Origin of the sequence: Streptomyces phaeoluteigriseus (assembly GCF_001896135.2) — a bacterium.
GTDB lineage: Bacteria > Actinomycetota > Actinomycetes > Streptomycetales > Streptomycetaceae > Streptomyces > Streptomyces phaeoluteigriseus.
In genome coordinates, this window is sequence record NZ_MPOH02000011.1 from 1,224,386 (window position 1) to 1,236,757 (window position 12,372).

Here is a 12,372-nt window from a genome sequence, read left to right on the forward strand (position 1 = left end):
CCGATATTCGTGGCGCAGAAGGTCGTGGTCACTCTCTTTGACGACATCGACGGCTCGGAAGCGGCGGAGACGATCGCCTTCGGACTCGACGGCAGGTCGTACGAGATCGACCTGAATGAAGCCAATGCCAGGAAACTCCGTAAGGCGCTCGCGCCCTACGTGGACGCCGGCCGCAAGCGGTCGAGGTCCGGCAAGGCGTACAAGCAGACGGAGGTCGCCCCCGACCCGGCGGCGGTCCGGGCCTGGGCCCAGGCCAACAAGCTGGACGTGCCGGCGCGCGGACGCATTCCCAAGAAGGTGTACGAGGCGTTCGCCGAGGCGCAGTGAACCCGCGGGGGCGCCCTTGCCTGTCGGTCCGGTCCGGGCTGACGGTCCGGGCTGACGGATCGGGGTGGCCTGGCGGATCGGGGTGGCGGCCTGGCGGTTCGATCCGGTCGTGAGCGTTCGTCCGGTCGTGAGCGCGGGTCCGGTCCCGAGCGCGGGTCCGGTCCCGAGCGCGGGTCCGGTCGCGAACACCGGCCGGTACGGGCTCCGCGTGGTGCCCCGGGGTCCGTCAGCGGGCCCCGGGGGCAACCGACTTGCGCTACCCCCCACATGGTCGGCTAATGTCTGGAGCACGCCAGCGGGGCGGGGCCGAAAAGCCCAGCTCACAGAGGTCGTGCGGGTGTAGTTCAGTAGTAGAACATCCCCCTTCCAGGGGGAAGGCGCAGTGTGCAATTCCTGTCACCCGCTCTGCATCGCCGTCCCGATCACACGTGTGGATCAGGTAGGCTGGTGCCCGCGCCGACCGGTGAAAGCCAGTCGGATGCAATGCGGACGTAGCTCAGTTGGTAGAGCGCAACCTTGCCAAGGTTGAGGTCGCGAGTTCGAGCCTCGTCGTCCGCTCCACTTCGAAGGCCCCGGTCACCGACCGGGGCCTTCGGCGTATGCCCCTTTCCCGCTTCCCCGGCCTGCCTTCTCTCTCCGTTCTGACATTTGTCATACGGAGCGATGACAACGCGCACTGCCGTCGGTGGCCCGCGGCCGGGACGCTGGGGGCATGGAAGCCAGGGACACGAATGAACACGTGATCGAGGTCACCGACCTCCGGCGTGTGTACGGGGGCGGGTTCGAGGCGGTCCGCGGGATCTCCTTCCACGTCGGACGCGGGGAGGTCTTCGCGCTGCTCGGCACCAACGGCGCCGGCAAGACCTCCACGGTCGAACTGCTCGAGGGACTCGAGCGGCCCGACGGCGGACGGGTGCGGATCCTCGGCCACGATCCGTACACCGAGCGGGCCGCCGTACGCCCGCGGACCGGCGTGATGCTCCAGGAGGGCGGCTTCCCGTCCGAGCTGAGCGTCGCCGAGACCGCGCGGATGTGGGCGGGCTGTGTCAGCGGGGCCCGGCCGGTCGCGGAGGCGCTGGCGCTGGTCGGGCTCGCCGGGAAGGCCGGCGTGCGGGTCAAGCAGTTGTCCGGGGGTGAGCGGCGGCGGCTCGATCTGGCGCTCGCGCTGCTCGGGGAGCCGGAGGTGCTGTTCCTCGACGAGCCGACCACCGGGCTGGACGCCGAGGGCCGGCGCGACACCTGGGACCTGGTGCGCGCCCTGCGGGACGCCGGGACGACGGTGCTGCTGACCACGCACTACCTGGAAGAGGCGGAGGGCCTCGCCGACCGGCTGGCCATCCTGCACAAGGGCCGGATCGCGGTCTCCGGGACCCCCGCCGAGGTGACGGCCGAGCAGCCGTCCCGGATCTCCTTCCGGCTGCCCGACGGGTACTTCGTGGGCGACCTGCCGCCGCTGGACGCGCTCGGCGTGTGCGACCACGAGATCGACGGCCGTCAGGTGCGGCTGCGGACCCGGGAGTTGCAGCGGACGGCCACCGCGCTGCTGGTGTGGGCCGAGTCGGCCGGGGTGGAACTGCGGGGGCTCGACCTGCGGTCGGCCTCGCTGGAGGAGGCGTTCCTGGGCATCGCCCGGGAGGCCTCGGAGAAGAACGAGGGGGTCGCGGCATGAGCGGCGGTACGGTCACCAGGTCTCCGGAGGGCTCGGTCAGGGGTGCGGTGACCACTCCCATGAGCCGGATGTCCGCCCTCGCCCGCGCCGAACTCACGCTGCTCGGGCGCAGCAAGGCCACCATCATCGCGGCCGTTCTGGTGCCCCTGGGGCTGCCGTTCAGCCTGCGGCCCGTGGTGGACGACATGAACGTCGAGGACTCCGGGCTCAGCGTCGGGCTGGTGCTGCTGCCCGCCGCGATCGGGTTCTCACTGCTGTTCGGGGTGTACTCGGCGCTCACCGGCATCTACACCGCCCGGCGCGAGGAACTCGTGCTGAAGCGGCTGCGCACCGGCGAACTGCGGGACACCGAGGTCGTCGCCGGGTCCGCGCTGCCGGTGTTCGCCATGGGGCTGGTGCAGTGCCTGGTGCTGGCGGTGGGCTGTACGGCCTTCCTCGACGTGCCCGCCCCCGAGGCGCCCCACCTCGCCGTACTGGGAGTGCTGTTGGGCCTCGTGATGTGCTCGGCGCTGGGAGCGGTCACCGCGAGTGTGACGCGGACCGTGGAGAGCGCGCAGGTGACGACCATGCCGTTCGTGCTGGTGTCGATGGTCGCCTCCGGGGTGGCCGTCCCGCTGGAGCTGATGCCCGACCGGGTCGCCTCCGGCCTCGAACTGCTGCCGCTGAGCCCGGTCATCACCCTGGTTCGCGGCGGGTGGAGCGGCGACCTCTCGGCGTACGAGGCCCTGGGTGCGCTGGCGACCGCGCTGGCCTGGACCGTGCTCGCGGTGTTTGCTGTACGGCGGTGGTTCCGGTGGGAGCCGCGGCGCTGACGGAGCCGGGCGACGGGGGAGAGACACGGATGCGCGGGGCGGTACGGGAAGAGGCGGGTCCGCGCGGGCGGCGCGACACCGACTTTCGCGCGGAACTGCGGGGGGCGGGTGGCTGGTGGCGGCGGAAGAGTTCGACGGCGAAGGTCGAGACCTACACGCGGTGGTCGTTCCACTTCTTCGCCCTGGCCGAGTTCGCGTCGGTGGGGGTGCCGTTCGGCAGCGGGGTGTGGCAGGGGCCGGTGCTGTGGCTGCCGCTGATCATGGCCGCGCACTGCGCGCTGTCCGCGGTGACGGCCTCGCGGGCGCTGGACTGGACGCGTGGCAGGCGGCCCCGGCCGGTGCGGCTCATGGTGGCGTTCGCCCTCCTCACCGCTGCCGTCGCGGCCGTCGCGCTGTGGACCGCGGAACACGGTCCGGGTGGCGAGGAGGTCGACACCGCCGCGGGCGGGGTCTTCGGCGTCGCCCTGATCTTCGCCGCGTGCGTCACCACGCTCGGTGTCCGCGGCTGGCGGCAGGCGCTCGCCGTCGTCGCCGGTTACGCCGCGGCCGCCGGCGCCCTGGCGCTGCTCCTCGGCGCGCCCGCCCCGGCCGTCCTGGTCTCGGTGGCGGCGGTGCTGCTCGGCGGCGGGTTCATGGCCACCACCTCGGTGTTCTCGGTCTGGCTGCTCGACACCGTCTACCGGCTCGACGAGGCCCGCGAGACCCGGGCCCGGCTCGCCGTCGCCGAGGAGCGGCTGCGGTTCGGCCGGGACCTGCACGACGTGATGGGCCGGAACCTGGCGGTGATCGCCCTCAAGAGCGAGCTGGCCGTGCAACTCGCCCGCCGGGGGCGCCCCGAGGCGGTCGAGCAGATGATCGAGGTCCAGCGGATCGCGCGGGAGTCCCAGCGGGAGGTACGCGATGTCGTACGCGGTTACCGGGAGGCCGACCTGGGGGTCGAACTCCTCGGCGCCCAAGGGGTGTTGACGGCTGCCGGGATCGAGTGCGAGGTGCGTGGAGAGGTCGCGGGCTGCCCGCCGAGGTGCAGTCGGCGCTCGGCTGGGTGGTGCGGGAGACGACCACGAACGTGCTGCGGCACGGGAACGCGGGGCGGTGTGCGGTGCAGGTGCGGGCGACGGGTGGAAAGGTCGTGCTGACGGTGGAGAACGACGGGGCGGACGGCGAGGGGGCGGACGGCGAGGGGTCCAGGGCCGTGGCCGGCGCGGACGGCGGCGGATCGGGCGGCCTCGGATCGGCCGGTCCTGGGCTGACCGGTCCTGGGCTGACCGGTCCTGGGTCGGTCGGTGGCGGGCCGGTCGGTGGCGGGTCCGGGCTGGCCGGGCTGGCGGAGCGGCTGGGGAAGGTGGGCGGAACGCTGGAGGCGGGGATCGCCGGGGCCGGTGTCTTCCGGGTGGTGGCTGAGGTGCCGCTGGTCGTGGAGGACTCCGTGGCGAGCGAGGTCCTCTCATGAGCGGCGTGGTGCGGGTGCTGCTCGCCGACGACGAGCACCTGATCCGGGGTGCGCTGACCGCGCTGCTCTCCCTGGAGGACGATCTGGTGATCGTCGCCGAGGCCGCCACCGGACCCGAGGCCCTGGCGATGGCGCTGGCGCACCGGCCGGACGTGGCCGTCCTGGATCTGCAGATGCCGGGCGCCGACGGTGTGAAGGTGGCCACATCGCTGCGCACCGAACTGCCCGGCTGCCAAGCCCTGATCGTCACCAGCCACGGGCGCCCCGGGCACTTGAAACGGGCGCTTGCGGCGGGTGTGCGCGGGTTCGTCCCGAAGACGGTGAGCGCACAGCGGCTCGCGGAGATCATCCGGACCGTGCACGCCGGAAACCGTTACGTCGACCCGGAGTTGGCCGCCGACGCGATCGCCGCCGGGGACTCCCCGCTGACCTCGCGCGAGGCGGAGGTGCTCGAACTCGCCGCCGACGGGGCGCCCGTCACGGAGATCGCGGAGCGGGCCGCGCTGTCGCCGGGGACCGTGCGCAACTATCTCTCCTCGGCCGTCTCCAAGCTGGGGGCCGAGAACCGTCACGCGGCGGTACGTCTCGCACGTGAGCGGGGTTGGGTATAGTTGCTCTCGCGCCACGGCGCACTGCGGACGTAGCTCAGTTGGTAGAGCGCAACCTTGCCAAGGTTGAGGTCGCGAGTTCGAGCCTCGTCGTCCGCTCTGGAAACAAGCCCCCCGGTCTCGGCCGGGGGGCTTTTCCGTGTCCGTCCTACGACCAGCTCGTGCCCGTCAGTAGCTCGTAGGCCTCGATGTACTTGGCGCGGGTCGCGTCGACGACCTCCTGCGGCAGCTCCGGCGGCGGCTGCTCGCTCGCCCGGTCCCAGCCGGACGCCTGTGAGGTCAGCCAGTCCCGTACGAACTGCTTGTCGTACGAGGGCTGCGCGCGGCCCGGCTGCCAGGTGTCGGCCGGCCAGAAGCGGGAGGAGTCCGGGGTGAGGACCTCGTCGGCGATGACGAGCGTGTCGCCCTCGAAGCCGAACTCGAACTTCGTGTCGGCGAGGATGATGCCCCGGTCGCGGGCGATGTCCCGGGCCCGGCCGTAGACGGCGAGGGTCGCCTGGCGCAGCCGGGCGGCGGTGTCGGCGCCGACCTGGCGGGCGACCTCCTCGTAGGAGACGTTCTCGTCGTGGTCGCCGACCGCGGCCTTGGTGGCCGGGGTGAAGATCGGGGCCGGCAGCTCGGAGCCGTCGACCAGGCCTTCGGGGAGGGCGAGGCCGCAGACCGTGCGGGACTCCTTGTACTCGGCCAGGCCGGAGCCGGTGAGATAGCCGCGGGCCACGCACTCGACGGGGACCATCTCCAGCGACTTGCAGACGAGGGTGCGGCCGGCCCAGTCGGCGGGGGCACCGGCGGGCAGCTCCGTGCTCAGGACGTGGTGCGGGACCAGGTCGGCGAGCTGGTCGAACCACCACAGGGAGAGCTGCGTCAGGACGCGGCCCTTGTCGGGGATCTCGGTGGGCAGGACCCAGTCGAAGGCGGAGATGCGGTCGCTGGCGACCATCACGAGGTCGCCGGCCTCGTTCTGGTACAGCTCGCGCACCTTGCCGGTGTGCAGATGCACCAGGCCCGGCACCTCCAGGGGCTCGGGCTTCTCTACGAATCCGGACACGGTTCCTCCCCGTGGTCTGCATCAAAATGGGGGGCCCGCAGGGCTCGAATGGGTGCGGTGGGAGACGGGCGGGCCTGGTGGCTCGATTGTCCCGTACATCGGGATTGGCCGGGGACAGCGGGGTCGGGGCATGGCCGCGGCTGGGTCGGCGGGTGTCAGTCGCGCTTGCAGATGCGGTCGAGGAGGTTCGCCGTGGCGCGCTGGACGCGGGGGTCCACATGGCCGGGGCGGTCCAGGGCCGGGGACCAGGCGAAGGTGCCGGAGGCGAAGACCAGGGCGCCGGAGGGGGCGCGGTAGAGGGAGGTCTCCTGGTGGCGCTTGGCGCCCCGGCCGTCGGTGTACGGGGAGTGGGCGAGGAGGGTGCGTTCCTCGTGGGGTGGCAGGGGGGTGCGCGGGAAGTAGCGGTCGGCCTCGCCCGCGACCAGGCCGTCGATGCCGTCGCCCTCGTGCGCGCCGGTCGCCTCCCACAGCCAGTGGCCGGCGTTGCGGACGATCAGGGGGTGGGGTTCGGGGACCCGGCCCGCGTACTGGATGCCCAGCAGTTGCTGTTCGGCGCGGTCGGTCTCGCGCCAGAGGGCGGGCCGGCCGGGGCCTTTGCGTTTGCGGCAGGTCAGCAGGCGGCCGGGGACGCCGGACGGGGAAGGGCCCAGCTCCACCTGCCAGTACAGGGTGTTGGCGGAGAGGAAGACGAGCGAGGTGCCGCTGTCGCGGGCGAGTTCCACGGTGCGGCGCATGGCCGTCGACCAGTACTCGTCATGGCCGGGGAAGACCAGGCCGCGGTAGCGGGTGGGCTGGACGTGTCCGGCGTGCAGGTCGCCGGCGTCGGCATAGGCGAGGTCGTAGCCGTAGCGCTCGGCCCAGCGGATGAAGTCGTAGGCGTGGCCGACGTGCAGGGGGAGGCCCGCGCCCGCGTACGGCCGGTCGAAGGAGACGGTCGTCGCGGCGTCGGCCTCGCCGAGGAGGCGGCCGTCCTCGTCCCAGGCGTGGTAGAGGCTGGCGCCCGTGCGGCCGTCCTCCGGGTAGAGGTTGTAGGCCTGCCAGGTGATGTCGGGGAGCAGCACCAGGAGGTCGGCGGGGCGGTCGTCGCGGACGGTGAACGGGATGTGGGAGCGGTAGCCGTCGGCGGTGGTGAGGACGGCGACGTACGCCCCGACGTTCCAGTACGAGGGCACCTGGAGGCGCCAGGAGAGCCACCAGTGGTGGCACGAGACCGCGCGGTCGGCGGTCAGGGGTGGGGGCTGGACTATGCCGGAGAGACGGGGACTGGTGGTGATCTTGGCCGCGCCGTCGCCGTCGTAGTGGCCGATGCGGTAGATGTCGACGCTGAATTCCTGGGGCGGGTCGACCGTGATGCGGAAGTCGACGGCCTCGCCCGGGGCGACCGCGCCGGTGGACGCGAAGCCCTTGATCTGGCGGCGGACGTCGTCGGCGGAGCGGGGGCCTCCGGTGGAGCGGGGGGACGGGGATCCGGGCGGTCGCGTCCGGGGTGGGGGCGGGGACCGGGTCGACGTACCAGGGGACGACCTGGCCGGTGTCGTCGAAGTAGGTCTCACTGCCGCGCAGCCACGGGAGGGGCCCCTGGCCGAAGGGATCCGTCACGGCGTGCGCCAGCGCTCCCGATTCCCATCGGCGTATCTGCTTGTGTCCCATGGTGCTTCCCTCCCTCTGACCCCCGTGTTGCCGGTGCGTGTGGTGCGGCTGCGCACGCCCGGCCGGTTGCGGGCATCCGCCCCGCGGCCTGAGCGTTCGGGTGCGCTGGTTCCGTCGTGTCGCGCCCGTGGCCTGTGGTGATGGGACAGTTCTTGTGTTTGTCCTATGTCGCCAGCGCTTGCCATGGGCGGGATCGGTCCCAGCACATCACATAACGCGCGCGGACAGTCACACTTCGTTGCGAATTGGCTGAAAGTGGAACTAAGTGCTCCGCAGGGTCCGCGACGGCGGGCTGAGCGGGTGGCGGGCGTCCTCCGTCGGCTGGGCCGCCTCAGCCGAGTCGTACCGGCTTCTCCGGGCGTATGCCCACCTCCACCAGCCAGGTGCGCAGGGGGATCGCGTCGCCGTCCTCGACCAGGCTGAGCACGCGGGGCGTCAGGTCGGTCACCCGCTCGCCGTCGAGCAGGAGGGTGGGGCCGTCGAGCCAGTCGAGGCCCGGGGTGGCGCCCACGGTGTCCATCGCGGCGCAGCAGACCATCGCCGTGACGTGGTCGGCGAGGAGTTCGCGGTCGGTGCGCGGGGGCTGCAGCGGGAAGAGGGGGAGCGCGCGGTCGTCCCAGAGCGCCGCCTCGGGCCCCTGGCCGGCCGGCGGCCCGCCCGGCCCCGTCGGCATGGCCTCGGCCTCCTCGCGGGCGACCGCGGCCCCGAGCCGGGTGGCCAGGGCCGCACTGCGCGGGTTCTGGGGGAGATCGTCGTCCTCCTCCTCGTCGCCGAAGGAAGTGCGGGAGGCGGGGGAGGCGGGGTGAGGACCCGGTTCTCCGTCCCCGGCGGGACCCTGGTCGGTCAGGTGGTTCAGTACCCGGGCCAGGGTGGGGCCGTCGGCGGCCGGGGTGGTGCGGCGGACGCCCAGGACGTCCAGGACGCGGTGGAGACGGGCCGCGTCGGTGCGCCACTTAGAGCGTCCGCCGATAGGCCGAGATGGCATGGGGGTGGGCACGGCGGGTGCGGCTTTCGTTGATCATGGAGTTCCTGAACCTCCAGCCACTACCCTGCGTAACGAATCTTCGCTGCCTCAACCTGCCAGTTGCGCCAAATAGGCCCTACCGGCGGACGCTCTTACGGTCGACGACCTCGTCCGGATACTCCTGCCAGGCGACCGGGGACCAGTCGGGACCGGTCTCGGCGGGGCCGCCGTGGAAGAGGCGGGCGGCGAGGAGGGACGTGGCCTCGTCGACGCGCCGGGCTCCTCGAGCAGATCGCAGGCGGGGCGCTCGCCCAGCCGGGAGGTGAAGCCCTCGGCCAGCCGGTCGCGCCGGGACAGCTCGGTGAGGGCGGCGACCACCCCCGCGTCCAGACGGGAGGGCCAGCGGCCCATCCGCCAGGCGGGCAGCGCCACGCGCGTGAGGAGCCGGTCCCAGCCGGCGTACGCCAGCCCGACCTGTTCCTGGGCGACGATCCGCACCCCGTAGTCCACGGACTGGGCCCGCTCGGCCGCCGCGGCGGCCACCCCCCGCTCCATCTCCGCGGCGTGCACCTGGCAGCTCCGCAGCAGCAGGCGGACGACCCAGCCGATGCCCACGCAGAGCAGACGGACGGCGGGGTTGCGGTCACGGTCGGCCGCCGCGGCCACGGCGGCGTCCAGCCCGCGCACGAAACGCCGGGCCGCCGCTATGTCCGGGTGCGCCGACGGGCCCGTACCGGCGACGACCGGCGCGAGGACGGCGCGCAGCTCACCCACCCGCATCCACCACAGGAAGGGGGAGCCGATGACGAGGACCGGCGCCGTCGTCGTACGGCGGTGGGGGTGGTGGCCGGGGCCGGATATCTCGTCGTGCGCGCGGGGCGGGGGGCGGGCCGTGGGCCGGGTGGGTGCGGTCCTCCAGCCAGCTGTCGCAGTCCGGGGTGAGCGCTATCGCGGAGGGCGCGGGGACGTCGAGGCGGTCGGCGAGGTCGCGCACCAGCCGGTACAGATCGGGGGCCGCGCTCTCGGCGATCGCGACCGTGGGGGTGACGGCGGGCCGGGCCCGCGCGACGACCAGGGCGATCACCCCGGCGGCGAGCAGCACCAGGACCGCGAAGACGGACGTCACCCAGCGGGCGATGTCCCAGCCGTGGCCCGTGAAGTGGCCGCTGGAACCGCCCGCGAGCAGGATCACCGCCGCCGCGGCGGGCAGCAGCGCGACCGCCAGCGCCCGGCCGCGGATCCGCAGCACCGCCAGCGCCCTCGCCCGCGCGCCCTGTGCGCGCGCCTCCACTCCGATACCGGTCACGCGGGACCTCACCCCCTCCCCTCAGTGCAGGCCGTCCTGGCTCTCCTGGTCTTGCTCACTCCCCCACTGTGGCACCCGCCACTGACACCGCAATGCCGGTGGGCCAAGTGCCGGAACGCTTGCGCCGCACCCTAGTTGGCACGTCGGCCTCCGTCAGGCGGTTGGAACAGCGCTCACTCGATGGAATGGCTTTGGGGAAAGGTGGATGACTGTGGGCAAAGAACAGGCCCCGAGTTCGATGGGCGTTCCCATCCTGAACCCGGGGCCGGAAAGTGCCTGCTGGGGGCCGTGTGGTCCCTGAGGGAGGTGCTCCCTGGGACACGTGCACCGTGCGGGCAGTGTGCTCTGAGGGTTACGCCTCCGCCGCCGCCTTCGCGGCGATGTCCGTACGGTGCTGAGAGCCGTCGAGGCCGATCCGCGCGACCGCCCGGTACGCCCTTTCCCGTGCCTGCGCGAGGTCCTCGCCGGTCGCCGTGACGGACAGGACGCGGCCGCCCGCGCTGACCACCGCGTCGCCGTCCCGCCGGGTGCCGGCGTGCAGGACGTACGCGTGCGGGGCGTCCTCGGCGGCCACCTCGTCGAGGCCGCTGATCGGGTCGCCGGTGCGCGGGGTGCCGGGGTAGTTGTGCGAGGCCACGACCACGGTGACGGCCGCCTCGTCGCTCCAGCGCAGGGGCGGCAGGTCGGCGAGGTTGCCGGTGGCGGCGGCCATCAGGAGGCCGGCCAGCGGCGTCCTCAGGCGGGCCAGGACGACCTGCGTCTCGGGGTCACCGAAGCGGGCGTTGAACTCGATCACCCGCACGCCCCGGCCGGTGATCGCGAGCCCGGCGTAGAGCAGACCCGAGAACGGGGTGCCGCGGCGGCGCAACTCGTCGACGGTCGGCTGCAGGACGGTCTCCATGACCTCGTCGACCAGCTTGGGATCGGCCCAGGGCAGCGGGGAGTACGCGCCCATGCCGCCGGTGTTCGGGCCTTCGTCGCCGTCGAGGGCACGCTTGAAGTCCTGGGCGGGCCGGAGCGGGACGACCGTCTCGCCGTCGGTGACGGCGAACAGGGACACCTCGGGGCCGTCGAGGAACTCCTCGATGACCACGCGCTCGCAGCCGGCGGCGTGCGCCTTCGCGGCCTCCAGGTCGTCGGTCACGACGACGCCCTTGCCGGCGGCCAGACCGTCGTCCTTGACGACGTACGGCGGTCCGAAGGCGTCGAGGGCCGTGGCGGCCTCGGCGGGCGTGGTGCACACGTAGGAGCGGGCGGTCGGCACGCCGGCCGCGGCCATCACGTCCTTCGCGAACGCCTTCGAGCCCTCCAGCTGCGCGGCCTCCTTGGAGGGGCCGAACACCGGGATACCCGCCTCACGCACGGCGTCGGCGACCCCGGCGACCAGCGGTGCCTCCGGACCGACGATCACGAGCTGCGCGCCCAGCTCGGTGGCCAGCGCGGATACGGCCTTGCCGTCCAGGGCGTCGACCGGGTGCAGCTCGGCGACCTCGCCGATGCCGGCGTTGCCGGGGGCGCAGTGCAGAGCGGTGACCGTGGGGTCGAGGGACAGTGAGCGGCACAGGGCGTGTTCGCGGGCGCCGCTGCCGATGACGAGGACGTTCACGGGGCCAGCCTAACGGCCAGGCCGTGCGTGCTTTGTGCGGGCTTCCGAAGGGCGGCGGGCGGGGCGTTCGTAGGTTCCGCCGAAGCGAGGCTGCGAGCTGGGCAGATGCCCTCCCGGGCAGGTGCCGACCGGGCGGCCTGGTGCCGCTTGCCGGGCGTAGGGCGTCGCCCGCTACTCGTTGGTGAACTCCTCGACCACGGTCGCCCCCAGCTCACGCACGATCAGTTCGTGCCCGGAGAGGGCCGACTCGTTGAGGTCGGGGTCGTCGTCCTCGGGGATGTCGTCCTCCGCGGAGACGTGTTCCCGGGCCGGGGACTGGGGTCTCGGGGAGGCGTGGGCGGAGGCCTGCGGCTGGGCCGACCGGGCCTGCGGTGGGCCGGGGGGAGCGGAGGAGTGCGCCTGGGGGCCGTCGTGCCGCCGCCCGTACCGGCGCCGGGGGCGCCGCCGCCGTAGCCACCGCCCCCGGTGTTCGCCCCGCCGGGGCCGGGCGAAGCGGGAGGACCGCCGAAGCCGCCGGACGGTGGGGGTGCGGAGCCGCCGCCGGACGGGTCGACGAGCGCGTCGATCTTCCACTGGACGTTGAACAGCTCGGCCAGCGCCTGCCGCAGCACGTCCTCGCTGCCGCTGCTGACGAAGTTGTCGCGGGCGCCGGAGTTGACGAAGGCGATCTGGAGGGTGGTGCCGTCGAAGCCGGCCACCTGGGCGTTCTGGCTGAGGAGGATCCAGGTGAAGCGACGGCGGTTCTTGACCGCCTCCAGGATGTTGGGCCAGAGCGTGCGGGGGTCGAGACGCCGGCGGGGGAGCGTAGGCCCCGGCCGCCGGGGCTGCCGCGGGGCGGCCGGGCGTCATCGGGGTGGGGGCCGTGCGCGGCCGGCCTGTTCGGAGGTCACCGGAGGGCGTCCGACCGCCCCCGCGGGGTGGGGGCGGCGCCG

At 73.2% G+C, this 12,372-nt stretch carries 7 protein-coding genes, 3 tRNA genes and 4 pseudogenes; 8 read left to right on the forward strand and 6 right to left on the reverse strand.

The window, feature by feature from the left end:
• Positions 1 to 9: 9 nt before the first annotated feature.
• The 8 genes and pseudogenes from BM536_RS16685 to BM536_RS16720 all read left to right on the forward strand — a co-directional run bounded on the left by BM536_RS16685 (position 10) and on the right by BM536_RS16720 (position 4,965).
• Positions 10 to 327, forward strand: a complete 318-nt coding sequence (locus tag BM536_RS16685; RefSeq protein WP_073492854.1) for a histone-like nucleoid-structuring protein Lsr2 — start codon at positions 10 to 12, stop codon at positions 325 to 327.
• A gap of 333 nt (positions 328 to 660) precedes the next feature.
• Positions 661 to 732: transfer RNA gene (locus BM536_RS16690), tRNA-Gly, on the forward strand.
• Positions 733 to 812: 80 nt separating this feature from the next.
• Positions 813 to 888: transfer RNA gene (locus BM536_RS16695), tRNA-Gly, on the forward strand.
• Between the two features lie 151 nt (positions 889 to 1,039).
• Positions 1,040 to 1,996: an ABC transporter ATP-binding protein gene (locus BM536_RS16700; protein ID WP_073492852.1), complete on the forward strand. Its 957-nt coding sequence runs from the start codon at positions 1,040 to 1,042 to the stop codon at positions 1,994 to 1,996.
• On the forward strand, positions 1,993 to 2,808 hold the full coding sequence (locus BM536_RS16705) for an ABC transporter permease (RefSeq protein WP_073492850.1): 816 nt from the start codon (positions 1,993 to 1,995) through the stop codon (positions 2,806 to 2,808). The genes BM536_RS16700 and BM536_RS16705 overlap by 4 nt, the downstream gene beginning before the upstream one ends.
• 95 nt (positions 2,809 to 2,903) lie before the next feature.
• Positions 2,904 to 4,258, forward strand: a pseudogene (locus tag BM536_RS16710) (sensor histidine kinase).
• The gene (locus BM536_RS16715; RefSeq protein WP_073492843.1) at positions 4,255 to 4,869 is read left to right on the forward strand and encodes a response regulator transcription factor; all 615 of its coding nucleotides are present in this window, start codon (positions 4,255 to 4,257) and stop codon (positions 4,867 to 4,869) included. The pseudogene BM536_RS16710 and the gene BM536_RS16715 overlap by 4 nt, the downstream one beginning before the upstream one ends.
• A 23-nt stretch (positions 4,870 to 4,892) precedes the next feature.
• Positions 4,893 to 4,965 (forward strand) — tRNA-Gly (locus BM536_RS16720).
• Positions 4,966 to 5,014: 49 nt separating this feature from the next.
• On the opposite strand, the gene BM536_RS16725 is transcribed toward BM536_RS16720, so the two are convergent.
• The 6 genes and pseudogenes from BM536_RS16725 to BM536_RS44845 form a co-directional block, all read right to left on the reverse strand.
• Positions 5,015 to 5,914, reverse strand: coding sequence for a phosphoribosylaminoimidazolesuccinocarboxamide synthase (locus BM536_RS16725; RefSeq protein WP_073492841.1), 900 nt, complete (start codon positions 5,912 to 5,914; stop codon positions 5,015 to 5,017).
• Between the two features lie 155 nt (positions 5,915 to 6,069).
• Positions 6,070 to 7,564 (reverse strand): annotated as a pseudogene (locus tag BM536_RS16730) (N,N-dimethylformamidase beta subunit family domain-containing protein).
• Positions 7,565 to 7,895: 331 nt separating this feature from the next.
• Positions 7,896 to 9,834 (reverse strand): annotated as a pseudogene (locus BM536_RS16735) (hypothetical protein).
• A gap of 352 nt (positions 9,835 to 10,186) precedes the next feature.
• Complete coding sequence (gene purD, locus BM536_RS16740) at positions 10,187 to 11,440, reverse strand: phosphoribosylamine--glycine ligase (protein WP_073500028.1); 1,254 nt, start codon at positions 11,438 to 11,440, stop codon at positions 10,187 to 10,189.
• A gap of 221 nt (positions 11,441 to 11,661) precedes the next feature.
• Positions 11,662 to 12,138: a DNA polymerase III subunit gamma/tau gene (locus BM536_RS42860; RefSeq protein ID WP_245873566.1), complete on the reverse strand. Its 477-nt coding sequence runs from the start codon at positions 12,136 to 12,138 to the stop codon at positions 11,662 to 11,664.
• Positions 12,139 to 12,256: 118 nt separating this feature from the next.
• Positions 12,257 to 12,372, reverse strand: a pseudogene (locus BM536_RS44845) (Rv3235 family protein); the annotation flags it as partial.

Bases quoted from the DNA above. Each gene is read 5' to 3' on its own strand.
- BM536_RS16705 (WP_073492850.1), top strand. From the start codon at position 1,993: ATGAGCGGCGGTACGGTCACCAGGTCTCCGGAGGGCTCGGTCAGGGGT.
- BM536_RS16715 (WP_073492843.1), top strand. From the start codon at position 4,255: ATGAGCGGCGTGGTGCGGGTGCTGCTCGCCGACGACGAGCACCTGATC.
- BM536_RS16700 (WP_073492852.1), top strand. From the start codon at position 1,040: ATGGAAGCCAGGGACACGAATGAACACGTGATCGAGGTCACCGACCTC.